This window comes from Cytobacillus oceanisediminis (genome assembly GCF_004366035.1).
GTDB classification, from domain to species: Bacteria; Bacillota; Bacilli; order Bacillales; family Cytobacillaceae; genus Cytobacillus; species Cytobacillus oceanisediminis_C.
In genome coordinates this window covers 112,513-138,546 of record NZ_SOEE01000003.1, presented here as the reverse complement: position 1 = coordinate 138,546, position 26,034 = coordinate 112,513, and the positions used below count along the sequence as shown (strand labels likewise).

The window sequence follows — 26,034 nt, the reverse complement described above, 5'->3', positions numbered from 1 at the left end:
ATTGCTCCATCTCTGATTACTGATTACCTTTTTTAATCCACCCGGCAACTGTGACGGTTCTTTTCGCCTGATGCTTAACAGCTTCCTTGACATCTTCAATCATTTTCCCATCCTGGTCAACCGTTACGCTAGTTCCATACGGATTGCCGCCTGCTCCGAAGAGAACCGGATCTGTATATCCAGGAGCAGCCACAATCGCTCCCCAATGATACATTGTAGTATAAAGGGAAAGAATAGTTGCTTCCTGGCCCCCATGCGGATTTTGGGCTGATGTCATTGCACTTACAGCCTTATTCGCAAGCTTTCCTTTCGCCCAAAGACCGCCAGTTGTATCAAGGAACTGCTTCATTTGGGAAGGCATATTGCCGAAACGGGTCGGTACGCTGAATATAATGGCATCTGCCCATTCAAGATCATCCGGCTTAATTTCAGGCACATCTTTTGTCGCCTCGACAGTTGCTTTCCATACAGGATTGCCTTCAATTGCAGATTGCGGTGCAAGTTCTGGAACCTTAAAAACTTTTACTTCAGCACCAGCTTCTTTGCCGCCTTCCTCCGCCCATTTAGACAATTGATAGTTTGTTCCGCCCATGCTGTAAAAAATGACTGCCAATTTCACATTTTCCATATGAATCGTCTCCTTTTTAGTTGAATTTCCAAATAACCATGATAGGATACCCATGTCAGCACCGCCTATTCTTTCATTCTCTTCCCTTTTAAATATTGCATTAACTAATTTTATATTTGTTTATACCAGCGGGCTGCAGCCTGAACTTCACCCATGGTTAATTGGTGTCCAAAACTTTCCCAGTGAAGCTCGACTTTCGCTCCTGCACGTTCCAATAAAGACTGTAAATCGGTGGATTCTTCTGGAGGACAAATCGGGTCATTGGTTCCTGCAGCGATAAATACTGATGTTCCGCTAAGATCAGGCAATTCAGCACCACGCCTTGGAACCATCGGATGGTGCAGGATCGCTGCTCTTAAGGAGTTTTCATGATGGAATAATAAGCTTCCTGCAATATTAGCTCCATTCGAATAGCCAATTGCCACTATGTTTTCACGCTTAAATTTGTATTTCTGTGCAGCTTCATCTAAAAATCCGTTTAATTCTTTAGTGCGAAAAATCAAATCTTCTTCATCAAAGACACCTTCTGCCAGTCTGCGGAAAAATCTCGGCATCCCATTTTCCAGCACATTTCCGCGCACACTTAGAACAGAGGCCTCCGGATCAATATGCCCTGCAAGCGGAAGCAGGTCAGTTTCTGTACCTCCTGTCCCGTGAAGCAGCAATAATAAAGGTTTAGAAGGATCTTTTCCTTGTTGAAAAATATGTTTCATAGTATCTTCCCCTTTTCGTTTTAATCCAGTTCCCTAACTTCAATAGGGATTAATTTCCGCTCGATGCGATTTCTCTTATCCTCATATTGTTCAGGAAGCATCAGCTTCTCTCCCATTTTCCCAGGTGATTCGTCATGCGCAAATCCAGGAGGGTCGGTTGCAATCTCAAATAGAATTTCCCCTTGCTCCCGAAAATAAATGGCATTAAAGTAATTCCGGTCCCTGACTGGCGTCACGCCATATCCATTCGACCTAACATATTCCTGCCACTCCAATTGATCCTCGTCATCTTCTGCCCGCCAGGCGATATGATGGACTGTACCGACACCCATCTGGCCGCGCTTGCCGGAAATCTTTTTCAGGTCTATGATATTGCCGATTTGGGAAGTGGATTGGAACCGAATCATTTCTCCATCTTCCCCAATACGTTCAAGGCCCAATACCCTTTCAAGCAGATGTGCCGTTTGTTCAGGCTGGGATGAATAAAGAGTCGCCCCTGCAAAACCTTTTATTGCAACATCTGGAGTGACGCCTCCAAAAGACCATGTATTAGTCTCTCCCTCATCCCTTTCTACCATTTCTAATACAAGGCCATGCGGATCAAGAACCTTTATCGATTCTTCTCCGAATCTTTTTTCCATTGTGTAAGAAATATTAAATTTCTCAAATCTGTCTTGCCAAAATCCAAGGCCACCCTTGGGAATGGCATAGGAAGTGACCCCAACCTGGCCATCCCCTATGACTCCCTGGAAAGCATTTGCCCATGGAAAGAAAGTAATGATTGTCCCCGGCTTTCCTTCTTCATTGCCAAAGTACAAATGATAAGTGCCGGGATCATCAAAATTTACGGTCTGTTTGACCAATCTCAAACCTAGTACTCCTGCATAGAAATCGACATTCTCCTGCGGATGGCCGACGATGGCAGTGATATGATGGATCCACTAGTTTTTCTGCCCACTGTGAACACCTCTTCCTATTTAATGTAACCTAAATTCAGTCAATAAAACTCATTTCAATTCAAATATATTCAATTCAAGATATTAGATCTAAATCTCTGTCCGTTTTTTAACTTTTTCAAGTAAATTTATTAAATGATCCAGCTCAGCTGAATTCAGCTCTTCAAAAAAAGTGTTCACCCATTCCTGGTGTTCCGGCATAATCTCTTCCAATAACTTATTTCCTTGATCAGTTAAACCAATATGAATCGCCCGGCGGTCATTCGGACATGCGATTCGTTTGGCATATCCCTTTTCCACAAGCTTATCTATTACATAAGTCATCGAGCCGCTCGTAATTAATATCTTCTTTCCAATTTCATGTATCGTCTGCATATCTTTATGGTATAGAGCTTCCAGCACTGAAAACTCAGTCATGCTAAGGCTATAATTGGTGATACTGTCCTTTATGCATTCATGAATGGATTTGGATGTCTGCATGAGAATAAGGAATGCCGGGTTAGGGCACGACCTTTTCATATTATCACCTGCCAATACCTCGAATTAATTTATCTTGATTTCGAGATAATTATAAAATACATTTATGATTGTGTCAATCTTCCGGAATGAAGAATTCCTTCTCATTCCGCAAAGAAAACGAGAAAGGATGGGACGGATGCTTAATTTGTTAAGCCAAGTGTTTTAACACATTATTAAATTCTGACCATTTTATAACATTCAGCATATTGACTTCATCTTTAACATAAAGGTATATATAAGTTATAATATTAGAATTTTCCGATAAAATTAGGAGGGGGGTGAGGGTATGTATAGTGCATACTGCCGAATGGTTCAAAAAACCTTCAAGCTGGCATCGCCTTTTCTGCCATGGCGGGAACCGGAATTATTAGAAGGTGCCAACAGCCTGGACAAGCTTCCTGATGTTATTAAGAAGAAAGAAATCAGCAGAATTCTGATTGTAACTGACAGCGGCATCAGTGCTCTTGGCCTAATGGATGGTTTGCTTTCAAATTTACAGAAAAAAAACATTGAATTTAATATATATGATAAAACCATTTCAAATCCTACAATTACGAATATAGAAGAAGCATTGAAAGCATATAAAAAGAATGATTGCCAGGGGATTATTGCTTTTGGCGGGGGTTCTCCGATGGATTGCGCCAAAGGAGTTGGTGCAAGAGTTGTGAGGCCAGAGAAAAGCATTTCACAATTGAAAGGCCAATTTAAGGTTAGAAAAGAGCTCCCCCCCATTTTTGCAGTTCCAACCACAGCAGGTACAGGAAGTGAAGCCACTGTTGCAGCGGTCATAACTGACAGCGAATCACACGAAAAATATGCGATCATTGATTTGAACTTAATCCCGCATTATGCAGTACTTGACCCGTTGATTACATTAAAAATGCCTCCTCATATAACAGCTGCAACCGGTATGGATGCACTAACCCATGCCATCGAAGCCTACATTGGCAGAAGCAATACAGCTGATACTAGAAAATTCAGCATTGATGCAGTCCGGCTTATTTATGATAATCTTTATGAAACATACCAGAATGGCGAAAACCTGACGGCAAGAGCCAAGATGCAAAAAGCTGCTTATCTTGCAGGACTGGCTTTCACCAGGGCGTATGTTGGCAATGTTCATGCTATTGCCCATACGCTCGGAGGTTTTTATTCGGTCCCACACGGTTTGGCAAATGCCGTCATCCTTCCATATGTCCTGGAGCATTATGGAGAGGCAGTATGGGATCCTTTGGCTGAGCTGGCAGTGGCCGCTCGTATTGGCAATACGTCAGATTCGGCTGAAGTCAAAGCCAAAAATTTTATTCTAAGCATAAAATCCCTAAACAGCAGAATGGGGATTCCGCCAAAAGTGAGCGGAATTCAAGACAGTGACATTCCAATCATGGCTGAACGTGCCTTAAAGGAAGCCAATCCCCTGTATCCTGTTCCGAAAATCTTCAGCAGAGATGATATGTTTAGACTGTACCAGCTGATCAAAGACTAATATGGGATATTCCTGTTCTTCATCTAAAAATCATTTTATTAAAAGATTATTTACTAAAAAAATACCAGCTCCAATATGCCTTCTTATAAGCTGCCACTCACCAGGAGCAGCTTCGGTCAGGAAAAATACATCGGCTGTTAACAGGCTTATCCCTGTGATAATAATGCATGCGAATATGACTGCAAGCATTTCTCCCTCCCTTAGCCTGGCTGTGCGATTCATGGTTCAATGGCACCTATCAATAAGAATAGTGCCTTTTAGGATGAATCAGCAGCAGCCAATGGCGCTTATCCATGAGATTAGTGCCTTTCAGGAAGAGTCAGAAGCAGTTAATGGCGCTCATCGACGTGAATTAATCCAATGTCCTCAGAAATAAAAGGCGGATTGCATGACTGCATTCCGCCTTTCTAGAAACGTTTCTTAATAAAATTCATGAACACAAGCATGGAAGTTGATATCAGTAAAATAATTGAAACCCACATCCAAGCCAGTTCCATATCCCCTGAATCCATAGCAACGTAGATCGCGGTGGGAAGTGTTTGTGTCTTTCCGGGAATATTGCCTGCAAACATTAATGTGGCTCCAAATTCCCCTATTGCCCTCGCAAAGCTTAATATTGCTCCTGTCATGATAGCTTTAGAAGCAAGCGGCATCGTTACATAAAGAAAAACCTTTAAATCAGATGCACCATCGACTCTTGAGGCGTCTTCAATCTCATTGTCAATGGATTCAAAACCAGCCCTGGCAGATTGATACATCAGTGGAAAGGCTACAACGGCCGCTGCAATAACAGCAGCCCACCACGTGAAAATGACTGGCCCGTTAAACAGCCATTCAATCCCTCGTCCGACGAAAGATTGCTTTCCAAAAATCACAATAAGCAGAAATCCTACAACGGAAGGAGGAAGGACCAATGGCAAAAGCAGCAAAGTATCTATAATTGCCTGGCCTTTAAACGTCCGATTTGCCATCAGTTTTGCAGCTATAACACCTATCACTAAAACAGCGAGAAGCGATATAGAGGCAATTTCCAGTGAGAGTTTAACCGGTGACCAAAAGTATTCGGATTGAATCATTTCAGCAGGTAAGAAAAACCGTATTGCTCCATTTTAGACATACCATGTTCAGATTGAATAAATCCATATAAAAGCTGTGCCGTATCCCGGTTTTTACTCTCTTTTAATACTCCCAGCTGATAGAAAATAATCATATAAACTCCTTTGTAAATAGAAATACATCTGTTAAATATAATATACCTTATCATTATAAATGAAAAATTTAGAGCAGCATTCTATTAACTTGAAGTTTTTGTGTCATAAGTCACGTTTAGATTTTTATAGTAAATCACTGTTGCCTCCAGATGGCCTTGTTCAGACTGTGCGAAGCCTGGTATGATGCCTGCTTGAACATATCCTGCTGATTGATAAAGAATATTGGAAACATCACCTTCTCTTGTATCAAGCACAAGCAGGCTTCGGCCCTCCTGTTTCGCTTTATCTTCTGCCGCTTTTAATAGAAAGCGTCCCAAACCCTTTCTGCGGATGGAGGGGTCTGTCATTAATTTTGCAATCTCCGCACGATGGCTTCCATTTTCTTTCCGGCATAAATGGAGCTGGATTGTTCCGGCAGCTTTCCCATCCAATACAGCTAAAAACAATACCACATCATTATTTTTTAATAAATCCTCCCAATATTCCTCTGCCTTAGCTTGATCAAGCGGGGGCAGATACCCTATGGACGCTCCCTCATTTACCACCTCAATTAATAGTTTGGACAGGTCTTTTTTATATCCTTCAATGGATTTAACCTCGAAAATATCCATTCCCGCTCACTCGTTTCTTATAATTTTTCTAACCAATCCGCTTCTAGCGAATCTAATACATTAACATTCCATATAAGTAAAAAGTTCTCCTCCCTTCCTTATAACAAAACCATTAAAAAAGCTCTGCCTAAAATTTCAGGCAAAGCTTTCATTATGCACTTATCGAAACCAGCCCTTCTTCTTAAACCACCCAAACATGCCTAAGGCAATAATAAACATTAAAAACAGCGTTTCAAAGTATCCATATTTCCATGTTAATTCCGGCATGTTTTCAAAATTCATACCGTAAATGCCCGCTATGAAGGTTAATGGCATGAATATGGTGGTTATCACGGTAAGGACTCTCATCACCCGGTTTGTCTGATGGGAGTTGATCGATAAATAACTGTCACGGATATCGGTCGTCAATTCCCTGTTTTCATCAATCATTTCTGTCAATTTCAATAAGTGGTCATGAATATCAGCAAAGTATTCGTATCTTTCCTTTACCCCTTTAAGCCTATGGGAATTAATGACACGGTATATTAAATCCCGCATCGGAATGACTGTATATCTTATCTGCAATAAATGATGGCGGATATCAAATAATTTCTCCAATAATTCTTCCATTGTTTCATCATTTGGATTATCTTCAATGAGGCTCAAACGATCTTCCAGCTGATAAACGATGGGAAAGTAATTATCCACTATTTTATCAATGATATGATACATGACCAGATAGGGATCCCATTTATTGATTTTCTTACTCAGGCTCAGCCTTTCCCAAACATCATTCATTTCTTTGGAGAGCTCATGGTGGTACGATACTATGTAATTTGAACCAATAAAAAAATTGATTTCCTGCTTATCTTCATTAATATGATTTAAGCTATGGGTGACAAAAAAACTGTAGTCTTCATAATAATCCATTTTGGGGCGCTGGAGTTTGACAACACAATCTTCTATTGCCAGGGGATGAAAATGAAAAGTCTTGTCGAGTTCCGCTGTTTCCTCCTCGGTTGGCTGATCAAAATCAACCCAAAACCACTTATAACTTTCCCACTCTGCTTTCAGGCTTTCAATTGTAATATCTTTCTGCAGTTCATTTTTTTTATTAACAGCTTGTATTCTAATCATGATTGTCTCCTAGTTCCATTCTGTAAACGTATTTTTTCCACTTTTGATAACGATATCCTGATTTTCCCCTCTTCCACTTGGATATTTATTATTTACCTCTTCACCTTGCTCTTTTAAACAAGAATATACTTTTCTTATTCAAGTCACCCTAAGGGAAGTATTGCCTTTCACATCTGTTGGAATGGAATAGGTTTTTACCTGCTTTTGCAGGTACTGCACTGGGTATCCTTCTAAGCAAAATTGACAGGCAACAGACTGATTCAGCAAAACAGATGGATGTAAAAGCCTCTTTATAAAGAAAATCCAGGCTGCTTAAACAGCCTGGTTTCCTTTTCCTTCACCTCATAATAAAGGCGCTCCATTTATACTAAATATTAATACCCGCTTTCTAATGGAGAGTTTTCACAAACCCAGTACTCTTTGCCTGATAGCCTAAACTTAAATAAAAATGATGAGCTTCTTCACGTTCAGTCCTGTTTCCGCTATTTATTACGATTCCTGCAGCCCCCAATTGTTCTGCAAAATCTTCCACAGCCAGCATCAGTTTCTTGCCTGCACCAATGCCTCTGTAATCTTTATCAGTAACTAAAGCAATAACCCGGATATGAATGCCGTCAGTATTGTATAAAAGACCTGTATGGAATCCAGCCATGCCAATAACCTTATTTTTTAGACATGCCACTAATGTGCAGTAATCAGGATGTGAGCCGATGTTATTTAGCCTTGTTTCCATCTGATCTCGCGATACAGGATAACCCAAGTCTCCCATTAAACTCGCAAGCTTGGGAATATCCTCATTAGCCGTCTTCCTGATATGTATTTTATGCTCCATTTTACACCTTCCTGCCTTCATGCGGTTTTACTCCCTTATCCAAATCGCTTTTGTATATCCAATTTTCAAACCTGCTTTTTCCATATTATTCTGGCTTGCCGAACCAAACCTTGCCTGACCTGTCACCAGCCCGGCATTATTTGTAATCGCTTGGCAGATTCGGGCTTGAATAAGCGCGCTGTGGACTCCCCTGTTTCTGAAAGAAGGCAAAACAGCCGCAGCCGCAAGATTTGCCACCCCTTCTTCCATAAAAATGACACCTATTCCAGCTGGATCGTTGTTTACAAATGCGAGATAAAAGACCCAGTTTTCATTGCCATAAAGCACCTCATTATTCTCAGCTATCCCTTGGCTAAGGAATCCAGGCATGCCAAACCCCTTTGTATACACCTCGCCGAAAAGGTCAAAATCCTCTCTTTTCATCCTGCGTATATCAATACCAGCATGAATGGGAAGGTCCTTAAGATCTGAAGGCTCCGCAAACAGAGTGGTATGGAAATCACACTGATAAAATCCTTTTTGATGAAGCATCTTCAATAAATCTGATGATCCGTTAGAAGGTGTGATCTCCAATCGAATGGGGATTCCTTTTCCCTGGTAGAAATCAACTATTTGATCCAGAACTTCGGCTTCGGCTTCCTTAAATCCTTTAACAAGATTGAAGGATGGACCCGGAATATTCCTTGCAAAAAAAGCGGTTGTCTGGCCAATTCTTTTAATTTCCACGCCCATTGGGTTTCCATCCCGATTTTTAATAGCTGTCAATCTGGAATGCAGTACATCTGTCTCTGCCTGGTCGAGCCTCTCAGCTAAGTCACTTTTCATCACTAGATTCATAATTTGCACCTCATTTATTAAACGTCTAGCCTTCCAAAAGAATACAATATCTTATATCGCTTAACTGCAAGTATTCCTTTCCAATGATTGCGTGCAATTTGGAATTCATTATCAAATTGTCCCCAGCTCCAGGAAATATCCCAGGTTCCTTCATTTGAGATCTGCTCAATATAGAAATCAAGATTATCATCAATTAACGTTCCGAATTTCATAGAAAGAGAATTTTCTGGGTGCTCAGCAAAATCCAATGGAGTGGCTGTATAGCCTAATCCCCAATCTCTCTTGTTCTTCCCGGCAGCTTTGTATGCAAGAGCATTCACTTTTTCAGCCGTATGCTTGAGAGGATATTTAATTCTGGAATCAAATTCAGTTTCCTGCTTAGACATTAACTTAACCAACTGCTGAAAGTTGTTTATTTCATGTCTATCCATCTCATCAGCTTCCATTAAGTAATCAGCTGCATTCTTAATCATTTCCCACCCTATTTCAGCAGCACTGCTTCCGGGTGTTGACCAATGCAATAAGAACCCCGCAAGCTCTGCACTTGGGTTATAAAACCAATTTTCCTGGACACTCTCTGTCCAGTGCCACCATGGAGCATGTGGGTACTCGTTGTTTGAAGGCATCACTGATAGCCACATTTTCTTCTCATGCATATAGCTGTGTTCCAAATAATTTACTAGCTTTTGTACAACATTTAACTCGGGTTCTGCTTCAATGTCCATCAAAATTTGTCCGGCCGCCCATGAAGCCATCGGTGATGAGTGAGCTGACCAGAAATCAGGTTCAATGCCATGGCCAAATCCTCCGTCGTCATTCTGAAAAGCTTCAAGACATTTTATTACCCCTTCATCCTTACGATCCTCAAAATGGTATGACCATAAAGCTGATTCAAGCGGCCTTGCATTTCTTTTTATCCATCTGCTTGTATTTTCAAATAGTTCTTTCGTAATCTTCATAATTCATTTCCTTTCTTAAATAGGCCCATTTGATTTCTTATTAGTTTTCTAGCTATTATTTTAATTTCCTTTTTTAAACAATAAAAAAAGAAAAGAGTCAAAGCTCTTTTCCTAAACAATCCACTTTACAATATCATCAAATGGTCTGCGTGTTTTCGGTCTTGGGTCTTTCACTCTGTACCCAAATGCACACATTACCGACAGCCCGAAGCTTCCTTCTTCAAGCAATCCTTCCTCATCCAGCAGCTTATTCATTTTTTCAATATCAAAACCTTCAATAGGGCAGGAATCTATGCCAATTTGTGCAGCAGCGGTCATCATATTCCCCAGTGCGATGTAGCTTTGCTTACAGGCCCAATCAAAGAGAGGGCGGTTTCCTTCCAGAAGATCAAAATCAGACTTCTGGAATTCCTCAATCCTCTGCAAATATTTTCCCATCAGTTCTTCCGGCATCCCCAGAGTATTTCTAAAATGATTCTGCAGATACTGGGAATCATATTTTGTGTCTTTTTTCATTCTTGCCAGGACTAAAACAAAGTGGCTTGCTTCAGGCAATTTACCGAATGCTCCCCAGGAGGCATTCTTAATTTTCTCACGGAGCTCCTGGTTCTGAACAACCACAAAACGCCATGGCTCAAAACCAAATGAACTTGGTGACAGACGGCCTGTCTCCAATATAAATCGAAAATCTTCTTCGGGAATTTTTTTATTTGGATCAAATTCTTTTGTCGCATGCCTGAATTGATAGGCATTCAGAATGTTTTCCTTTAAAGTTTCCTTTTCACGCAAAACCAACCACTCCTTTTTTGACCGTTCTAAATTTAACGTAACACATTACAGCATAACATTCATGAAATCAGCTTTTAGTTTGCCCTTTTCACTGCCGTTCCTAATCATTTGAAGCTTGTCTTTGTAAATCCATAGACAATCTGATCATATCCCGGCAATGAACTCCATTTTCATGGATATCTTCTTTGTAATGCCGCACAAAAAAATCTCTATCGACCCCAGTGATTCTAAAACCGCATTTTTGGTAAAGAGCCAGCTGCCCGATACTGGAATTCCCTGTACCAATTTCAAGAGTCCTATTTCCACCTTGAATAGCAAGCTCTATTGCATGCTGAAGAAGTTTTCTGCCGATGCCTTCCCCCTGATATTTTTCACTAACGGCAATATTAACAATCTCACATGTTCCTGGCCTTGTGGCAAGAAGGATATAAACGCCGACTACTGCTCCGTTAAGTTCAGCAATATATGTTTCCCCTCGATTTAGATAATCCTCAATAAATTCAATTGAAGGATCTGCCAATAATAGCAGATTCCTGGGAGGGGGCTCAGAATGGCGAAGACTTCGAATCTTCATTATGTTCTCCTTTCTATGCCAAATTGGAAAAATAATCCTTTAAAATGCTTTCTGTTTGTTCTTTCGGATCAAAAACAGAATGTCCTGACCCTGCAATCATTTCTTCTTTTAATGAAGGATGATATCTTCTAAATTCCTGTACCTCTTCATCATTAATAAGAGTGCCTTTTTCCTCTCCGCGCAATAAAAGGACTGGCCCTTCAATCTGATCCAGTCCGTGCATTAAGTCCAAATCCTCTGAATCCATCTGAAGCTTCATGGGGAGATCTTTATGAACCCTCGCATGAATTCCATCTTCTTTTTTTACATAGAATTCTTCTTTTCTTTCTGCAAATTCTTCCGGGCTGATTTCCTGATTAGGGGAGATAGACTGATAAAGCTCCCCCCACGTCTGATGAATTTTATATTTGGCGATTAGGTTGTCAACCCACTCTTTTTTCATAACAAAGCTTTTTGCAGGATAGTCCCCCACTACAAAGCCCTTTATTTTGCCCGGGTAATCTACTGCAAATTGCACAGTATTCGGAACTCCCCTGGAAAATGAAATAAAGTGTGCTTTCTCAATTCCTGTGTGCTGGAGAACCGCCTCAATATCGCTGGCCAGATGCCGGATTGTAAAGCCGGTCTCCGGAAGGCTGCTGTCCCCGCACCCTCTTAAGTCAATCGAAATGACCCGTCTTGGTGTTCCCCATCTTCCTTGAGAAAGTTTTTCTCCTATCCACCTGAACATTCTTCCATTTGAAAGGTTCCCATGAATACATATAACGGGAAGGCTGTCATTCTCGAATGCAGGTTTCCATTCCAGATAATGAAGGGTAAAGCCTTCCTTTCTTTCTATAAAATGATGATCCATAGCAGTCATCTCCACAGTTTATTTTTGATTACCTTTTTTATTTGAGTTTCCTTTTCATGCTTATCGATATATTCAAAATATCCAATTCTATTTCCCCAAGGATCGGAAAATGCAGCCCACCTAACAGGGACTTCTTTTCTTGTATGGATATCAAATGGAGTTATTTTTAATTCTGTGATTAGTCTTTCACGTTCCTGTTCTAGATCAGGCACACCCAGCCTAATTGGACCGCTTCCTATACTGGGGGATCCCTCAGCTATCTGAAGCCAGCAACCTGTGATGAGTTCCCACTCTGCAAATCCTTCATGCGGAATAAAATCAGGTTTTTTATTAAGCAATGTTTCATACCACCACAGTCCAGTTTTCATATCCAGCACCCGGAATTGAACTGTCATTTCATAGATCATTTCAGCCCCTCCAATCTCATACCAAATTATGTAATTCGCTAAAATCATCACATTTCCTTTATTTTATTGTTTTTGAACGGAAGTAAAGGGAATTAAGAGTATTGGATAATAGAAAGGGAGTTGAATAAACATGACAATTAAGGCTTTGGTATTAAACTGTACGCTAAAAAAGAGCAGTGAACCCTCCAATACCGGTGCACTTATAGATGAGGTTATTAAATTTTTTGATGAAACGGAAGTGGAAACAGAGGTCATTACAGCTGCAGACTTTAAGATTGGTTATGGCATTACTTCTGAAGCTGTGGATCAGGAGGATGAATGGCCGGATATTTTTAAGAAGGTTGAAGAGTCAGATATCCTTATCCTTGGCTCTCCCATCTGGCTTGGCGAGCAGAGCAGCATCACCACTAAAGTAATTGAAAGATTGTATGGAGGAAGCAGTCTGGCCAATGAAAAAGGCCAGTATATTTATTACAACAAGGTCGGCGGAGTTGTGGTGACTGGCAATGAAGATGGAGCCAAACAAGTTTCCCGTTCTGTGCTATATTCACTCTGCCATATGGGATTCACCATACCGCCAAACGTTGACACCTATTGGGTTGGAGAGGCTGGTCCCGGCCCATCCTTCATTGAAGCAAAGGGCTATGAAAATGACTTCACAAGACAGCATGCCAAAGTAATGGCCTATAATTTAATCCATTTTGCTAGAATGTTAAAAGCTCATCCGATACCTGCAGAAGGAAATATCGTCAAAGGATAGTTGCATCATTATGCAGTAAAAAACCAGCATTAGCCCTAAATGCTGGTTTTTTGCTCACTATCTTTTGGGGGAAATCTCCAACCCCAATTGATTTAGCGCGTGGGTAATTCCCTGCTGCAGAATAGAAAAACATGGAATTTGCGTTTCTTTATTTCCGCTCATTATTATTTGGAGGCTAAGCTCCGGTGAAATCCCGACAAATATACAGTTGCTGCCCAATAGAGAAGCGGCTTTCACAAATTTCTTCAGAAAATCTAGAGTATATTGATCTACACCCTTTAATCCAGTTAAGTCCAGTATTAAATACTCAGCTTTATAACGGGGAAGATTCAGTAATGTTCTGTTCAGCAATTCCTCTGCCCGCAGCTCTTCATATCTTCCAACCAAAGGGATGACCAAAATGGAGTCGATCACAGGTATAATAGGAGAAGAAATCTCTTTAATGATTTCAGACAATACTCTGGTCTGCTCAGCAATTTCCTTCTCCAGCTCTTTCTGGTTGCTTTGTGTCCGCTCCTTTATCAATGCGCTAATATTCTGGGAGGGTGTAATGCCGGATTCGAAAAATTCGTATTCGGAATACTGATCACCCTGGACCTGGCTTTGCCTCACTTTATACCATATATTCGTTTCAAACAGTCCGCTTAACACACCTGCCCAATGTCCAGGCAAAAAAGTGCCTTCGGTTTGTTTCTTTTGAGTAATATTAATCTTATATTCCCAGCCGCTGTTAACACGTACAACGGCTTTCTTTTCTTTGAGACAGAAGGAAACAATGTCTGTTTTTCCCCATCCAGCAGTTAGATAAATATTGGGCAGATGATTGATAATGTCTTCTTTTTCTCTATTCGATTCCAAATAAAATTTGCTGACAATTTTCCCTGTACGATACCCTGCTGTCTCTAGGACAAGCTTGGCCGACTTTTCACCAGAGATCTCTTCAATGGAGTCCAGCAGTGTCTTGAAAGCTGTGTTTACCCAAAATACCACCACATCGTCATTCTCAAATCTAAACGTTGCATCATCCAAATCCCAATCAAATAAAGATCCATTTACATTTATTTCATACTTGGAAGAGTTAGTCTCCATCGAATGCCCCCTCATTTTATACATTGATTGCTATCTAGTCATCTATTTAAAGAACATTATTATTCTACCCTCAAGAATATTTCAGAGTCAAAAATGTATATGCTTCCGTTAAACCCTTATTAAATATGAAAAATAGTCATGTAAAATAGCTGCTGAAATTTGCCGCCTGCGAGCCCATAATCCATGCAACTTTCCGCAGCTCATTGTGGAGAGTTTTTATTCACCTCCAAAAAAAAGATAGGCAAGCAAGTCTTCCCCGCTTATACCTACCCTTCTTCTTCCCACTTAATCGTAAATATACTGCCTTTTGCCGAACTTTCTTTTAAAAATAAATTTGCGTTCAAAGCACCCGCCAGCAGTTTGCTGAATGGAAGGCCCAAGCCGAGCCCTCTTACTTTCAGTTTCTTCTGTTCACCCCTGTAGAAACGCTCAAAAATATAAGGCTGTTCCTCTTCCGCTATTCCTGAACCATTATCATGAACCTCAATAAATCTTTCGCTTAAAATAACAGTAATTCTGCCATCTTCATCAATGGCATGATAAGCATTATTCAATAAATTAATCATAATCTGCTGCAGACGGTACGGGTCTGTTGATCTGCATAAGGTTTCAGCGGGCACTTCCACACGATAGTGAAAATGGCCTTTCTGTGCCAGTGCCCATTGCCTTACAATATCTTGCACGAGCTTATTCATATCACAGTTTTCGGGCCTGATTGAAAAAGCACCGGACGAAAGTGAATTGAAATCGAGCAAGTCCTCAATCATTTTCTGCAAACGGCTGACTTCTTTTAAAGAAATATCAAGAAATTCCTCTTTTTCTTCCCCGCTTACAACATCATCACGCACTGCCTGAATTAGGCCGCTTATAGATGTCACAGGAGTTTTCAAATCGTGTGTGACCCCAGCCAGCAATTCTGCCCGAAGTCTTTCAAGGTGCATAAGCCGCTCTGTCATTTCTTTAAACGAAATGATTAAATTATGAATCTCTTCCTCATTGGCTCTGGCATTCAGTTCGATTTTATAGTCACCTTCGCTGACTTTGGAGGCAGCTTGAGCTACTTCCTGAATGGGCCTCGAAATTTTCCTTGAAAGAAAATAAATAACACTCCATCCGAGGAGACCCAATCCTGTGAGCATGATAAATAACAAGGAATATTCCTGATTTACGTTCGTCAAATCATCTGCGCTTTGGACCACCACGACCCATCCAACCTGGTTATTATCGAATGATATCACCGACTTGACCGCATACACAGCCTGCCCATCCTGTGTCTCCAGTTTTTGGACGTTCTTTTCGTTCTCAAGCAAATCCGCAGGCAAAGTTCCGAGATTGGGACCAGCCTGGTTATTTCTCTGCATACGCCCAGATTTTTTATATAATATCTGGCCATTTAAATCGCTTATAAAAACCTGGGGGTCAAACTTAAATTCCAGCAGCTTAGCTCTTTCCTCCAGCATTCTGTTAAAAAACGGGTCAAATTCTATGCCGCCGTCCTGCTGCACGACACGCCCCGCAGTTTCATCAGCAACGTACTGCAGCAAGTTCAACCGGTTTTCAAGAGTTGTCTGCCTGATCCACCACATAGATCCCGCTGCCAGTATGATAAGTCCGATGACAAGTGTAAAAAGATAGCGGGTTGTCCAATAGCGGAGCAGTGTTGTTCTTTTGTTATTTTTCATAAACATGGAATTGGTACCCCATTCCTCTGAGCGTCCTTATTTCACCTTCTGTTTCCGGCCAGTCCGTTAATGCCTGCCGTATCCTCTTTACGGCCAAATCGACAGCACGGTCACTTCCGTCATAATCCATTCCCCAGACATGGTCAATCAACTGATCCCTGGTGAAGGTCCTGTTAGGCCTTTCAGCCAAAAACAGCAGCAAAGATAAATCCCGCGGGGTCAAACTTATTTCCTTGCCATTCAGGAAAATAATATGCGCATCAAAATTTATCGTTAAGCTTCCATATTGTTTTATATGTTCATCCGTGTACATATTTGCTGATCGCCGTAATACGGCATTCACACGTGCAATTACCTCATCCCCGATAAAAGGCTTTGAAATATAATCATCTGCACCTGAATTCAGGCCCTTCAACTTGTAATCAATATCCCCCAGCGCTGTAAGCATGATGACAGGACATGCACTTTTTTCACGAATTTTTTCAAGTACACTCCATCCATCCATGCCGGGCATCATAATATCCAGGATCACAAGCTGAGGTGTGTGACTGAAAAATTGCTCAAGGGCATCGGTGCCATCATATGCTGTTAGAACTTCAAACCCTTCTCGCTGCAAATAAGCGCTTAAAACCCTGGAAATAGCCAATTCATCTTCTGCCACAAGGATCTTTTTCATTTTACTTTCCTCCAATAAGTTAACTATACAGAAAAATCCCCGGATTTGTACACGAGGATTTTTAATACTTATTACAAAGAGCCTGAATCTGTACTTGTATCAGTTAGATCTTCTTTTGATACCCGCTGCCTCATGCTGCCATCTTTCCCAGGTCCATGACTGCCTCTCATTTCCTTCATGCCCAACCCTTTAATACCCATAAAATTTTCTCCAATTACATCCTGTAATTTAGCACTGTCCTTCTCTTCTATTTCCGCGATAAGGTCTGCTGTTGATTTATCATTGGTGGAAATACCCAAGTCCTTAGCGAGATCAGCCACTTTTTTCTCCCTAACCTCTTGAGCAATTTGCTGAATAAATTTCCCATCTATTGATATGCCAAGTTCCTTCGCTTCTTTTTTGACCTTCACGGAAAAGACCTCTTTCGCAGCTTCCCTGATATCTTTGCCTTCTATGGAGATTCCTAGTTTTTCAGCCTCTTTTTTTACTGATGCTGTGTATATTTCTTCTGATAAGGTCTGCAAACCTTTTCCATCAGAAGAAATCCCCAGCTCTTTTGCCTTCTTGTTTAATGAAGCAGCCTGTATTTCTTTCTTAAGAGTAACCAAATCTTTGTCTTCAGTTGATACTCCCAGTTCTTTGGCCTCCTCTTTTAGCTTTGCTGTACCAATTTCTTCATGGAGTGCTTCTGCATCTTTTCCTTCTGTCTTGATGCCCATTTCTGCAGCTTCCTTTTTCAGCTTAGCAATCATTACTTCCTCCAGAAGGTCTTCAGCGTCTTTCCCATCCGTTTTAATCCCAAGCTCCTTCGCTTCTTTCAGAATTTCTGCTTCCCGGATTTCACCAATTAAGGTTTCGCCATCTTTTCCTTCTGTTTTAATGCCGAGCTCTTCAGCTCTTTGAAGGACAGATTCAGAGTCATTAGTCCCCCCCCTGCCATGATGTCCAAACCCCTTGTTTTTAAATTTCCTGCTTACCTCGCCTTTTTCTGCAGAAGTTTCGGTATCTGCTGCAAAAGATGTTGTTGCATACCCTCCTGCCAGTATTAAACCTGCAAGGCTAACACCAATGATTGTCTTTTTCATCACTATACCTCCTGACTATTTTAAAGGCCAAGCATTCTTAACCTCGACTTTACTATATCGGGGCAATATGTCAGGAAGATGTCAAAAAAACAAAAAAAAAACCGTCAATGCCGCAATAAACGGCCAGACGGTTTTTAGCCTGCTTCCCGAACTTCTTCATTGATAAATCTCCTCTTCTGGATAAAGATGAGCCTCATTGAAAGACAAACACCTGCAGCAAGAAGCCCGAAGGTAAGGCCAAGCCAATATCCAGTGGCCCCGAGGCTGGTATAATGTGCAAGAACATAGCCAGCAGGCAGACAGATCAGCCAATAGGCAATCAATGTGATAACAAAAGAAATATTCACATCTTTATATCCTCTTAATGCAGCTTGTGCAGTAGCTTGGATGGCATCAGAAACCTGGAAAAACAGGGCGTAAATTAGAAAATGGGCAGTTAACGCAATAACGGCACTGTCAGTGGAATAAAAACCTGCGACTTCATAGCGGAAAAATACGACCAGAAGCCCAGTAAACAAGGCAATCAATACGGCTAAATAGATGCCGAGCCAGCTGTAGGACTTTGCATCCTTATACCTGCCTGCACCCACTTCAAATCCGACTAACACTGTCTGCGCCATTGAGATGCTGATTGGAATCATATACAGGAATGAAACAATGTTTAATGCAGACTGATACGCGGCAATAGTTGTCACATTGAATTTACTGATTAAGATGGTCACCACTGCAAACATACTCGTTTCAAAAAAGATTGACAATCCCATGGGTACTCCAATCTTTAAGATTTCTTTGCATTTATCCCATGAAAAATCATTTAGACCGCTGAATATCGTATAGCTTGAAAAAGGCTCCTTCGTTTTTATAATAAAAGCAGTCATGATAAGGATGAACCAATACGTAATAGAAGTTGCATACCCTCCTCCTGCTCCTCCCAATTCAGGAAATCCCCAATAGCCAAATATCAGGACATAATTCAGGAAGAAATTGATTGGAAGTGAACAAAACAAAATCACCATTACAACTCTCGTTTTGCCGAGTGCATAGATGAAAGATCTTAAAACATTAAATATAAATAAAGGAATGATCCCAAAGCTGAGTCCCACAAGATAGCCCCGAGCCGTTGCTTCCACAGCATTAGTCAGATTCATGCTATCAAGCAGCGGGTCAAGCAATAAAGAACCTAACAGGATGACTGCAAAGGCAATAACAAAGCCCAGAAAAATTCCATTTTTCACGATAGAAGTAACTTCTTTGTTCTTTTTCTCTCCTAACGCTTGAGCCGCAATTGGAGATACAGCCATTAAAATTCCGCTGAGCCCGGTAAAAACAGGATTCCAAATGGAGGAGCCTATCGCTACGCCTGCAAGGTCGGAAGCATTATATCTTCCCGACATGATCGTATTAAAAAAGACCATTGCAAACATGCCAAGCTGCGTGATTAAAATAGGAATCAGCATGATGGTGATTTGCCTGATCTTCTCCATTAAAGTAAACGTCTGATACATCCTAAAGACTCCTTCACAAAATATTAAACACAAATATCATTATATTATATCTTTAAGAATAAAGACCTTCCTTTTATACAAAAGAAAAAAGAGCTGCAGAAGCTCTTTTTCCAGGACATCACTCATTTTCTTCTTCAACTATATATTTGAGTTTTTGCAGCTTATTATTCCAGAATTGTTCATAATAGGACAGCCATTGCTTTAATTCTGTCAGCGGCTCAGGCTGGAGATGATAGATTCTTTCTCTGCCTGCCTTTTTTCCTTTTACTAATTCAGCTTCAGAAAGGATATGAAGATGTTTTGATATGGCGGTCCGGCTTATGGGAAAATGAGCACTTATCTCTGAGATCGGGCGTTCTTTTTCAGCCAACAGCCTTAACACTTCTCTCCTCGTTGGATCGGCGATTGCCTGAAACACATCATGTTTCCTGGCAGAAACACCCATTATTCCTCAACAACCTTGCCAAGCTTCGCAAGAATTCCAGTCCATCCCTGAGACATTCTTTCACGGATAACCGCACTCTCCGCTTGAGCTTTCTCAACCAGTTCATCTGACTGTTTCCAGCCGCCATGTATAAGAGTAAATTCAGTTTTGCCGCCCAAATCTTTCAATAGGAAAGATACAAACCATCCATCTGTATCCCATTTAAAAGAAAGGCGGTTAGGTTCATCCAGTTCTGTCACCTTACAGGGAGACGGGCCAAATGGGGACTGAATATGAAACTCATAACCCAGCTCAGCCTTAAAATCATTAGGCATAAACCAGGCTTCAATTCCTTCTGCCGTAGAGACTTTCTTCCAAACCTTTTCAATAGGCGCATTAAGTAGGACTGTTTGTTTAATATCCTGAAGTGTTTCCATTTTACTTGCTCCCCTTTATGAATAAAATATAACCTTTTGGTTTCATTTCAATCATATAAAACCTTTTGGTTTCATGTCAACTGGAATATTATGATGTTTCCTAAATTAAAGCCTAAATATGCAGGTTAATCCATATATTTTACAGAAATATATTTATATCTAAAGGAGGGATAATGATGCAGCAAACGGTCCATGCCCAAAAACTTTCTGATCTGGAAACGGCGATTCTTACATATGTGCGTCCCGACACCTTTCCGCTTGCTATAAGAGTTTTGAAAAAAGAAGAAGCACTTCCTGATAGGGTAAAGCGTCCAGCCAGAGATTTTGGAAAAACCTTCAGCATCTGTCAGGGTGTGACAATGTCAAGAAGATATGGCTGGTCCATTGCCATGGGCAAAGAAGACTTATCATGCCCAATTGCCAAAATTGCTTTTGGATTTGAAGAGGAACTGGACTATTACTCTAAAGGAAGCTTAACAGATGGCATGTATACAAAAACCTGTGACCTTGGTGCCTTAACCGAAGCGGCAGTCCCTAAATTTTCAAAAGAGGAAGCCGGAACTATAGTAATGGCTCCGCTCGGGAGAGCAGCATTTAAACCGGAAGTAATCACTGTCTATGGGAATTCAGCCCAAGTCATGAGAATGGTTGCGGCTGCCCTTTATCATACGGGCGGTGAAATTACATCCACTTTTACGGCTAGAGCTGACTGTGCCGATATCGTTATTAAAACGATTAAAACAGGGAAGCCGCAGGTGATCCTGCCATGCTATGGAGACCGTGTTTTTGGTCAGACTCATGATCACGAGATGGCCTTCACCATTCCTTTTTCCATGGCAGATGAGTTTGCTGAGGGATTACAGCAAACCCACAAAGGCGGTGTGCGCTACCCTGTCCCAACCTACCTTCAGTATGAGGCAAAGTATCCGGACACCTATGAGAAGCTGAACGAGATGTTCGACACCCTCCCTTGATTTATTGATGCTGGTGCCCCTAAGAGAGGTACCAGCTTGTTTCATTTGGGGAAAAGGGTAAAATAAAAAGGCTATGTTAAAGTTCTTGGTTGATTTTGAATAATTACTTTTTAATTGTGGTATCCTGAGCGTATAAAATACAAAAGGGGTACCTCCAAATGACCATCGCAAACATACTATCTGATATTGCAACTTTAAATGACAAAGACAAAGAATATATTCTAGATTTTCTGACTCGATATTTTACACCTTCTGTTTCTCAGCAAGGTGCGTTAATTAATGAATTAAGAGAAAGAAAATTTTCTAGTGGATTTCATTGTCGTCATTGCGGAAGTTTGTCAATTGTCAGATATGGCAAAAGAAATGGTCGCCAACGGTACAAATGCAAAGATTGTTCAAAATTGAGTAGTGACCTTACTAATTCACCTATGTTTCGCACTAAAAAAGCAGACAAATGGATTAACTTTATTGAGTGTATGTTAAAAGGTCTATCCTTACGAAAAACAGCTAAAATCGTTGGTATTACTCACGTTACGGCGTTTTATTGGAGACATAAGGTGTTATCGGCATTAGCGAAAGAAGATATTAATTCGTTCGAAGGTATTGTTGAAGTGGATGAGACCTATTTTTTGGAAAGCTCTAAAGGTCAGAACGTTATTTCACATCGTAAATCTAGGAAGCGTGGTGGCTCCGCTACTAAAAGAGGCATATCTAATGAACAAGTATGTGTTTTAGTAGCACGAGACCGAAATAAGACCACTTTATCTAAGAGAGTAGGTTCGGGAAGGATTTTAACTGAACAAATAGATGAAACTCTTACACCCTATCTGCCAGTAGATACGGTGATTATTTCTGATGCCCATAATTCGTACAAGTCTTACACTGCCAACAATGCTTTAGAACACGTAGTTATTAATGGTAATAAGAAAGAATACGTAAAAAAAGGCATTTATCATTTGAACAATATAAACAATTACGACTCTAGATTAAAGAAATGGATACAGCGTTTCAATGGTGTATCAACGAAGTATTTGCAGCTTTATTTAGTTTGGTTCCAGTTCCTTGACAATAGAAAAATGGAAAGTGAATTAAGTAAGAAGAAATCAATGCTTATTTTAGCAAGTGTTTTCGGAACGTGGGAAACTGCTAAAACATTGAGACTACGAGAAATAGCATTTTGATAATTCTTGTACCTGATTTTTACATATCACGCTGTTAATACATATGTTACAACCATTGCAAAAGGTAAGTATTACTTTTCAAGAATACATCATATGTTTAATTAGAAATGAAAGTGTATTGAAGGGAGTTATACCGTTATGCAGTGGATAAAATTTATGATTAAACAATTCCTAAAAGAGCCTTTGTGGTTTAAAATACTAATTTCTGCAACATTACTTATTTCAATTATTTTTAGCAGTTCATTTTTTTCTAATAATGCTTATTTTCAAAGCTGCTCCAAATTAGCTGCGGCAATATTTTTTTGTGCATATGCTATTAAATTTAGGAGAAATCTTGTAACTTCTGTCATCTTATTTACTTCAGCAGTAATATGTATTTTTCTATCCATCCTGGCAATATATAAGTGATTACGTGATGTTAGTTCAATAAGCCAATGTATAATAAACACTTAGAGCTTTTATGCCCTGAGCAATTTTAATGCCAATTATTGTGTATCTTGTTAATTCGAAAGATAATTTTATTATTTATCCGCAAATTGCAATTTTGTACTTCAAAACCGAACCCGTTATCTTATGATTAGCGAGTTTTTGTTTATCATAATCAACCTTTATCTTTAACATAGCCAATAAAAAAAAGACAGCTATTATGAAAAGAGTGAAATTATTGAGCAGCTTATTCCCATCCCTATATGATTTGGCCATGCAGCCACTTGAAAAAAGAAAATTCCGGAAAATCAGAAGTGAAATTCTTTCCATGGCGGACGGCCGGGTACTCGAAGTTGGTGCCGGCACAGGCATTAACTTCCCATTATACAAAAATGCTGATCGGGTCGATGCCATAGAACCAAACCAGGCAATGATTGAAAAATCTATTTCACGCAAGAATTCGGCCGCAGTACCTATCCATATCCACCGGCAGTCAGCTGAAGATCTTGAATTTGCGGACAAAACATTTGATTCAGCAGTTGCCACTCTTGTTTTCTGTACGATACCAAATCCTGACAAAGCACTCGCGGAGATCAAACGAGTCTGTAAGCCAAAGGCAAAAATACTATTCTTTGAGCATGTTAAAATGGAGCAGCCTGCTCTGGCACTTGCACAGGAGGCCTTAAACCCTATATGGAAACGAATTTGTGACGGCTGCCACTTAAACCGTGATACACTTCTGGCTATTCAGGAATCCGGCATGAAGGTTACGAACGTAACTTCCTATTATAAAGGATTGTTTCTAGTAATAGAGTGTGAGAATAACGATGGCAGCCGTTAATTTTTAATTAGCGGCACCATTTGTGATTATTTGGGGATTGCTACTCTATTTTTGTTGCTGGCAGCTGAGTAGCTGCGTTTTTTTCCTCTTAACTTTTTCGTCGTTATTAGCTCTGATTAACTACCATTCTCCTTTTCACAACCACATTTTCGTTGTTAATCCGGCTGTTTAACTACCATTTTCATCATCCCTACCACATTCTCGGCGTTATTCCAGTTGATTAACTACCATTTTATCTTCCCCTACCATAGTTTCGGCGTTAATGTGAAAGATTAACTCCCATTCTCTTATTCATGATCCACTTTCGGCTTTATTCATATTTCAAAACTTGAAATCCTTTTCAGTTCTCCACAAAAAAGAAGGCCGATTCAATCAGCCTCCTTTGACTACACCTTTTTTAATTCGTAATTCCGGTTATCAACCAGCTTCTTATCATCCTTTTTAATTGAGCATGCCGCTGTTAATGCCAGGATTGGCTTAACCCTGATCACATCCTGAATTTTTGATGAAAGCTCGGGTTCCAGCCCTTTCTCAGACTCTATGAAAATGGTAAGCTGATCCTGCCCGTTCTTATTTGTGACAACAGCCTGGAAGATCGAATACCCTGCTTCATTCAAGACTTGTTCAAGCTGTTTTTCCCTTACAAACATTCCTTTAACCTTTACTCCATCACTAACACGCCCCAGCACTCCTGCAATCCTTTTTCCCTCGTACCCTTTACCCCAGCGGGAGAGGTCGCCTGTGCCAAAGCGGATGAGAGGGTAGCTTTTATCAAATAGAGTGACAACCACTTCTCCTTCTCCATCTGAGACCTCCCATCCAGTCTGGGGGTCACAGATTTGAACGATGGCAGAATCAGTTACTCTCAGCCCTGGGCCCTGCTTGTCTTCAAAAGCAATACATCCGCAATCCGCAGTCCCATAGCCTTCATATACGGAAATTCCATTGTCTTCACACCTTTTCCGCATTTGTTCAGTCAGCATTTCTGCGGTAAAGAAAGCTTTGTTCAAGACTACATCATTTCCCATCTTCCAACCCTTTTCTTCAATGGCATCAAGCAAAAGGTTAAAGAAGCTGGGAGTTCCCACATAGCCGGTTACCCTGACATCCTTCATGATCTGAATCTGCAGTTCCCGATTCCCGGTTCCGGCCGGGATGACAGTTGCTCCTATTTCACGAAGTGCCGAGTCAAACATAAAGCCTGCCGGTGAAAGATGATAGGAAAATGTATTCTGTACAATATCATTACTGTTAAACCCAGCTGCCCTGAGAGCTTCTGAAAATCGCCAAAAATCCTTCTCGGTGGTTTGCGGATCATAGATTGGTCCTGGTGACATAAAGATTCGTGCCATCTCATTAGGCTTTACAGCTGCAAGGCTTCCGAAGGGCTGGTCTGCAGATTGCACTTCCGGCAATCGATCTTTTTTAAGCACAGGAATTTTTTGTAGATCCTTTAGTGACAGAATGTCACTTGGAGAAATATGTGCATTATCAAGCTGACTTTTAAATCCTTGGGCATTGTCATAGGCATGCTGGATCACTTCCTTCAGCTTTTCCACTACAGCCACCTCTTTCTTCTTTTATAAGATTTAATATCTTTATAGCTTTTCCGTCCCTTATCCCCCATTCCAAGGTAAAATTCACGCACATCCTGATTGGAGAGAAGCCGGTCCACTGTTCCATCCATCACAATCCTGCCGTTTTCCATGATGTATCCATAATCGGCAATCGACAAGGCAACATTGGCATTCTGTTCAACTACCAGTATTGTGGTCCCCTCTTCTTCATTGATTTTTTTTATAATCCCGAAGATCTCTTTTACTAATAGCGGGGCCAGTCCTAATGAAGGTTCATCAAGAAGCAGCACCTTCGGCTTTGCCATGATCCCCCTGCCAATGGCCAGCATTTGCTGCTCTCCTCCTGACAGATATCCCGCCTGCCTGTGCTTCAGCATTTCAAGCTTTGGAAAGTAATGATAGACTTTTTGAATATCACTTTTAATATTCTTCCGGTCTTTCCTGGTATGAGCACCCGCAATCAGGTTATCTTCCACAGAAAGGTGCTTAAAGACACGTCTTCCTTCCATGCACTGAAAAATGCCTTTCTTTACGATGGTTTCAGCATCGCTTACATCAATGCGCTCCCCATACAGCTCGATAAACCCGTCTGTTACTTCACCATTTTCACTCTTCAACAGTCCGGAAATGGCTTTAAGGGTAGTCGTTTTTCCGGCTCCATTACTGCCGAGAAGAGCAACTATTTTCCCTTTGGGCACCACCATCGACATCCCCTTTAGCACAAGGATGACCTTATCGTACATCACTTCGACATTGTTAATTGTCAGCATGCATCTGTCCTCCCGCCTTTTATAAACTCTTTCTCTATTTATTCGTTCCAAGGACAAGTTCTGAATCATTTGTTGTTTGCTGGTTTTCTAAGTTTATTTGCAAAATCTGAGATTTG

General features: G+C 40.7%; 30 protein-coding genes. 5 read left to right on the top strand and 25 right to left on the bottom strand.

Annotation, left to right across the window (positions count from 1 at the left end):
* Positions 1 to 16 precede the first annotated feature (16 nt).
* The 4 genes from wrbA to DFO72_RS08960 form a co-directional block, all read right to left on the bottom strand.
* Entirely contained in the window at positions 17 to 628 is a 612-nt protein-coding gene (gene wrbA / locus DFO72_RS08975) for an NAD(P)H:quinone oxidoreductase (RefSeq protein WP_113881368.1), read from the bottom strand.
* 110 nt (positions 629 to 738) lie between these two features.
* A complete protein-coding gene (locus DFO72_RS08970) occupies positions 739 to 1,341 on the bottom strand; it encodes an alpha/beta hydrolase (protein ID WP_113881367.1) in 603 nt (200 codons plus the stop codon).
* 20 nt (positions 1,342 to 1,361) lie between these two features.
* Positions 1,362 to 2,279, bottom strand: coding sequence for a ring-cleaving dioxygenase (locus tag DFO72_RS08965; protein ID WP_113881366.1), 918 nt, complete (start codon positions 2,277 to 2,279; stop codon positions 1,362 to 1,364).
* Positions 2,280 to 2,387: 108 nt separating this feature from the next.
* Positions 2,388 to 2,816 (bottom strand): MarR family winged helix-turn-helix transcriptional regulator, encoded by a 429-nt coding sequence (locus DFO72_RS08960; protein ID WP_113881365.1) that lies wholly within the window; start codon positions 2,814 to 2,816, stop codon positions 2,388 to 2,390.
* A gap of 286 nt (positions 2,817 to 3,102) precedes the next feature.
* On the opposite strand from DFO72_RS08960, the gene DFO72_RS08955 reads away from it, so the two are divergent.
* A complete protein-coding gene (locus DFO72_RS08955; RefSeq protein ID WP_113881364.1) occupies positions 3,103 to 4,302 on the top strand; it encodes an iron-containing alcohol dehydrogenase in 1,200 nt (399 codons plus the stop codon).
* Positions 4,303 to 4,332: 30 nt separating this feature from the next.
* Here DFO72_RS08955 and DFO72_RS08950 read toward each other — a convergent pair whose 3' ends face one another.
* The 12 genes from DFO72_RS08950 to DFO72_RS08900 form a co-directional block, all read right to left on the bottom strand.
* The gene (locus tag DFO72_RS08950; protein ID WP_113881363.1) at positions 4,333 to 4,524 is read right to left on the bottom strand and encodes a hypothetical protein; all 192 of its coding nucleotides are present in this window, start codon (positions 4,522 to 4,524) and stop codon (positions 4,333 to 4,335) included.
* 185 nt (positions 4,525 to 4,709) lie between these two features.
* On the bottom strand, positions 4,710 to 5,378 hold the full coding sequence (gene modB, locus DFO72_RS08945) for a molybdate ABC transporter permease subunit (RefSeq protein ID WP_113881362.1): 669 nt from the start codon (positions 5,376 to 5,378) through the stop codon (positions 4,710 to 4,712).
* Complete coding sequence (locus tag DFO72_RS29405) at positions 5,375 to 5,512, bottom strand: hypothetical protein (protein ID WP_166672447.1); 138 nt, start codon at positions 5,510 to 5,512, stop codon at positions 5,375 to 5,377. Before DFO72_RS29405 ends, modB begins: the two co-directional genes overlap by 4 nt.
* Before the next feature lie 84 nt (positions 5,513 to 5,596).
* Positions 5,597 to 6,124, bottom strand: coding sequence for a GNAT family N-acetyltransferase (locus tag DFO72_RS08940; RefSeq protein WP_113881361.1), 528 nt, complete (start codon positions 6,122 to 6,124; stop codon positions 5,597 to 5,599).
* 159 nt (positions 6,125 to 6,283) lie between these two features.
* Positions 6,284 to 7,240: a magnesium/cobalt transporter CorA gene (gene corA / locus DFO72_RS08935; protein ID WP_113881360.1), complete on the bottom strand. Its 957-nt coding sequence runs from the start codon at positions 7,238 to 7,240 to the stop codon at positions 6,284 to 6,286.
* A gap of 388 nt (positions 7,241 to 7,628) precedes the next feature.
* A complete protein-coding gene (locus tag DFO72_RS08930) occupies positions 7,629 to 8,072 on the bottom strand; it encodes a GNAT family N-acetyltransferase (RefSeq protein WP_113881359.1) in 444 nt (147 codons plus the stop codon).
* A gap of 27 nt (positions 8,073 to 8,099) precedes the next feature.
* Entirely contained in the window at positions 8,100 to 8,909 is an 810-nt protein-coding gene (locus tag DFO72_RS08925) for a GNAT family N-acetyltransferase (protein ID WP_113881358.1), read from the bottom strand.
* A gap of 17 nt (positions 8,910 to 8,926) precedes the next feature.
* Positions 8,927 to 9,868, bottom strand: a complete 942-nt coding sequence (locus DFO72_RS08920) for a hypothetical protein (protein WP_113881357.1) — start codon at positions 9,866 to 9,868, stop codon at positions 8,927 to 8,929.
* A 111-nt stretch (positions 9,869 to 9,979) separates the two neighbouring features.
* Positions 9,980 to 10,657 (bottom strand): NAD(P)H-dependent oxidoreductase, encoded by a 678-nt coding sequence (locus DFO72_RS08915; protein WP_113881356.1) that lies wholly within the window; start codon positions 10,655 to 10,657, stop codon positions 9,980 to 9,982.
* A gap of 100 nt (positions 10,658 to 10,757) precedes the next feature.
* On the bottom strand, positions 10,758 to 11,231 hold the full coding sequence (locus DFO72_RS08910) for a GNAT family N-acetyltransferase (protein WP_113881355.1): 474 nt from the start codon (positions 11,229 to 11,231) through the stop codon (positions 10,758 to 10,760).
* Between the two features lie 13 nt (positions 11,232 to 11,244).
* Complete coding sequence (locus DFO72_RS08905) at positions 11,245 to 12,084, bottom strand: alpha/beta fold hydrolase (protein WP_113881354.1); 840 nt, start codon at positions 12,082 to 12,084, stop codon at positions 11,245 to 11,247.
* A 5-nt stretch (positions 12,085 to 12,089) separates the two neighbouring features.
* Entirely contained in the window at positions 12,090 to 12,491 is a 402-nt protein-coding gene (locus DFO72_RS08900; protein ID WP_113881353.1) for a VOC family protein, read from the bottom strand.
* Between the two features lie 130 nt (positions 12,492 to 12,621).
* On the opposite strand from DFO72_RS08900, the gene DFO72_RS08895 reads away from it, so the two are divergent.
* The gene (locus DFO72_RS08895) at positions 12,622 to 13,251 is read left to right on the top strand and encodes a flavodoxin family protein (protein ID WP_113881352.1); all 630 of its coding nucleotides are present in this window, start codon (positions 12,622 to 12,624) and stop codon (positions 13,249 to 13,251) included.
* A 57-nt stretch (positions 13,252 to 13,308) separates the two neighbouring features.
* Here the strand turns inward: DFO72_RS08895 and DFO72_RS08890 are convergent, their stop codons facing one another.
* From DFO72_RS08890 to DFO72_RS08860, 7 genes are all read right to left on the bottom strand, one after another.
* Positions 13,309 to 14,340 carry an STAS domain-containing protein gene (locus DFO72_RS08890; RefSeq protein WP_113881351.1) on the bottom strand — a complete coding sequence of 344 codons (1,032 nt, stop codon included), beginning with the start codon at positions 14,338 to 14,340 and terminating at the stop codon, positions 13,309 to 13,311.
* A gap of 266 nt (positions 14,341 to 14,606) precedes the next feature.
* Positions 14,607 to 16,028, bottom strand: a complete 1,422-nt coding sequence (locus tag DFO72_RS08885) for a sensor histidine kinase (RefSeq protein WP_113881350.1) — start codon at positions 16,026 to 16,028, stop codon at positions 14,607 to 14,609.
* Positions 16,012 to 16,698, bottom strand: coding sequence for a response regulator transcription factor (locus tag DFO72_RS08880; RefSeq protein ID WP_113881349.1), 687 nt, complete (start codon positions 16,696 to 16,698; stop codon positions 16,012 to 16,014). The genes DFO72_RS08885 and DFO72_RS08880 overlap by 17 nt, the downstream gene beginning before the upstream one ends.
* 71 nt (positions 16,699 to 16,769) lie before the next feature.
* A complete protein-coding gene (locus DFO72_RS08875) occupies positions 16,770 to 17,783 on the bottom strand; it encodes a hypothetical protein (RefSeq protein ID WP_113881348.1) in 1,014 nt (337 codons plus the stop codon).
* 134 nt (positions 17,784 to 17,917) lie between these two features.
* Positions 17,918 to 19,288 carry an MATE family efflux transporter gene (locus DFO72_RS08870; protein WP_113881347.1) on the bottom strand — a complete coding sequence of 457 codons (1,371 nt, stop codon included), beginning with the start codon at positions 19,286 to 19,288 and terminating at the stop codon, positions 17,918 to 17,920.
* Between the two features lie 118 nt (positions 19,289 to 19,406).
* Positions 19,407 to 19,733, bottom strand: a complete 327-nt coding sequence (locus DFO72_RS08865) for an ArsR/SmtB family transcription factor (protein ID WP_113881346.1) — start codon at positions 19,731 to 19,733, stop codon at positions 19,407 to 19,409.
* Positions 19,733 to 20,149, bottom strand: coding sequence for an SRPBCC family protein (locus DFO72_RS08860; RefSeq protein ID WP_113881345.1), 417 nt, complete (start codon positions 20,147 to 20,149; stop codon positions 19,733 to 19,735). Before DFO72_RS08860 ends, DFO72_RS08865 begins: the two co-directional genes overlap by 1 nt.
* 173 nt (positions 20,150 to 20,322) lie before the next feature.
* Here DFO72_RS08860 and DFO72_RS08855 point away from each other — a divergent pair, with 173 nt between their 5' ends.
* The 3 genes from DFO72_RS08855 to DFO72_RS08845 all read left to right on the top strand — a co-directional run bounded on the left by DFO72_RS08855 (position 20,323) and on the right by DFO72_RS08845 (position 23,571).
* On the top strand, positions 20,323 to 21,123 hold the full coding sequence (locus tag DFO72_RS08855; protein ID WP_113881344.1) for a DUF169 domain-containing protein: 801 nt from the start codon (positions 20,323 to 20,325) through the stop codon (positions 21,121 to 21,123).
* Positions 21,124 to 21,281: 158 nt separating this feature from the next.
* The gene (locus DFO72_RS08850) at positions 21,282 to 22,304 is read left to right on the top strand and encodes an IS1595 family transposase (protein WP_113881343.1); all 1,023 of its coding nucleotides are present in this window, start codon (positions 21,282 to 21,284) and stop codon (positions 22,302 to 22,304) included.
* Between the two features lie 664 nt (positions 22,305 to 22,968).
* Positions 22,969 to 23,571 carry a class I SAM-dependent methyltransferase gene (locus DFO72_RS08845; RefSeq protein WP_166672446.1) on the top strand — a complete coding sequence of 201 codons (603 nt, stop codon included), beginning with the start codon at positions 22,969 to 22,971 and terminating at the stop codon, positions 23,569 to 23,571.
* Between the two features lie 386 nt (positions 23,572 to 23,957).
* Here DFO72_RS08845 and DFO72_RS08840 read toward each other — a convergent pair whose 3' ends face one another.
* The gene (locus DFO72_RS08840; protein ID WP_113881340.1) at positions 23,958 to 25,130 is read right to left on the bottom strand and encodes a phenylacetate--CoA ligase family protein; all 1,173 of its coding nucleotides are present in this window, start codon (positions 25,128 to 25,130) and stop codon (positions 23,958 to 23,960) included.
* The gene (locus tag DFO72_RS08835; RefSeq protein WP_009333564.1) at positions 25,130 to 25,918 is read right to left on the bottom strand and encodes an ABC transporter ATP-binding protein; all 789 of its coding nucleotides are present in this window, start codon (positions 25,916 to 25,918) and stop codon (positions 25,130 to 25,132) included. The genes DFO72_RS08840 and DFO72_RS08835 overlap by 1 nt, the downstream gene beginning before the upstream one ends.
* Positions 25,919 to 26,034 lie beyond the last annotated feature (116 nt).

Excerpts from the sequence above, each read along its gene's own strand:
- wrbA (WP_113881368.1), bottom strand. The coding sequence starts at position 628 with ATGGAAAATGTGAAATTGGCAGTCATTTTTTACAGCATGGGCGGAACA.
- DFO72_RS08970 (WP_113881367.1), bottom strand. The coding sequence starts at position 1,341 with ATGAAACATATTTTTCAACAAGGAAAAGATCCTTCTAAACCTTTATTA.
- DFO72_RS08960 (WP_113881365.1), bottom strand. The coding sequence starts at position 2,816 with ATGAAAAGGTCGTGCCCTAACCCGGCATTCCTTATTCTCATGCAGACA.
- DFO72_RS08955 (WP_113881364.1), top strand. The coding sequence starts at position 3,103 with ATGTATAGTGCATACTGCCGAATGGTTCAAAAAACCTTCAAGCTGGCA.
- DFO72_RS08950 (WP_113881363.1), bottom strand. The coding sequence starts at position 4,524 with ATGAATCGCACAGCCAGGCTAAGGGAGGGAGAAATGCTTGCAGTCATA.
- modB (WP_113881362.1), bottom strand. The coding sequence starts at position 5,378 with ATGATTCAATCCGAATACTTTTGGTCACCGGTTAAACTCTCACTGGAA.
- DFO72_RS29405 (WP_166672447.1), bottom strand. The coding sequence starts at position 5,512 with ATGATTATTTTCTATCAGCTGGGAGTATTAAAAGAGAGTAAAAACCGG.
- DFO72_RS08940 (WP_113881361.1), bottom strand. The coding sequence starts at position 6,124 with ATGGATATTTTCGAGGTTAAATCCATTGAAGGATATAAAAAAGACCTG.
- corA (WP_113881360.1), bottom strand. The coding sequence starts at position 7,240 with ATGATTAGAATACAAGCTGTTAATAAAAAAAATGAACTGCAGAAAGAT.
- DFO72_RS08930 (WP_113881359.1), bottom strand. The coding sequence starts at position 8,072 with ATGGAGCATAAAATACATATCAGGAAGACGGCTAATGAGGATATTCCC.
- DFO72_RS08925 (WP_113881358.1), bottom strand. The coding sequence starts at position 8,909 with ATGAATCTAGTGATGAAAAGTGACTTAGCTGAGAGGCTCGACCAGGCA.
- DFO72_RS08920 (WP_113881357.1), bottom strand. The coding sequence starts at position 9,868 with ATGAAGATTACGAAAGAACTATTTGAAAATACAAGCAGATGGATAAAA.
- DFO72_RS08910 (WP_113881355.1), bottom strand. The coding sequence starts at position 11,231 with ATGAAGATTCGAAGTCTTCGCCATTCTGAGCCCCCTCCCAGGAATCTG.
- DFO72_RS08905 (WP_113881354.1), bottom strand. The coding sequence starts at position 12,084 with ATGGATCATCATTTTATAGAAAGAAAGGAAGGCTTTACCCTTCATTAT.
- DFO72_RS08900 (WP_113881353.1), bottom strand. The coding sequence starts at position 12,491 with ATGATCTATGAAATGACAGTTCAATTCCGGGTGCTGGATATGAAAACT.
- DFO72_RS08895 (WP_113881352.1), top strand. The coding sequence starts at position 12,622 with ATGACAATTAAGGCTTTGGTATTAAACTGTACGCTAAAAAAGAGCAGT.
- DFO72_RS08890 (WP_113881351.1), bottom strand. The coding sequence starts at position 14,340 with ATGGAGACTAACTCTTCCAAGTATGAAATAAATGTAAATGGATCTTTA.
- DFO72_RS08885 (WP_113881350.1), bottom strand. The coding sequence starts at position 16,028 with ATGTTTATGAAAAATAACAAAAGAACAACACTGCTCCGCTATTGGACA.
- DFO72_RS08880 (WP_113881349.1), bottom strand. The coding sequence starts at position 16,698 with ATGAAAAAGATCCTTGTGGCAGAAGATGAATTGGCTATTTCCAGGGTT.
- DFO72_RS08875 (WP_113881348.1), bottom strand. The coding sequence starts at position 17,783 with ATGAAAAAGACAATCATTGGTGTTAGCCTTGCAGGTTTAATACTGGCA.
- DFO72_RS08870 (WP_113881347.1), bottom strand. The coding sequence starts at position 19,288 with ATGTATCAGACGTTTACTTTAATGGAGAAGATCAGGCAAATCACCATC.
- DFO72_RS08865 (WP_113881346.1), bottom strand. The coding sequence starts at position 19,733 with ATGGGTGTTTCTGCCAGGAAACATGATGTGTTTCAGGCAATCGCCGAT.
- DFO72_RS08860 (WP_113881345.1), bottom strand. The coding sequence starts at position 20,149 with ATGGAAACACTTCAGGATATTAAACAAACAGTCCTACTTAATGCGCCT.
- DFO72_RS08855 (WP_113881344.1), top strand. The coding sequence starts at position 20,323 with ATGATGCAGCAAACGGTCCATGCCCAAAAACTTTCTGATCTGGAAACG.
- DFO72_RS08850 (WP_113881343.1), top strand. The coding sequence starts at position 21,282 with ATGACCATCGCAAACATACTATCTGATATTGCAACTTTAAATGACAAA.
- DFO72_RS08835 (WP_009333564.1), bottom strand. The coding sequence starts at position 25,918 with ATGCTGACAATTAACAATGTCGAAGTGATGTACGATAAGGTCATCCTT.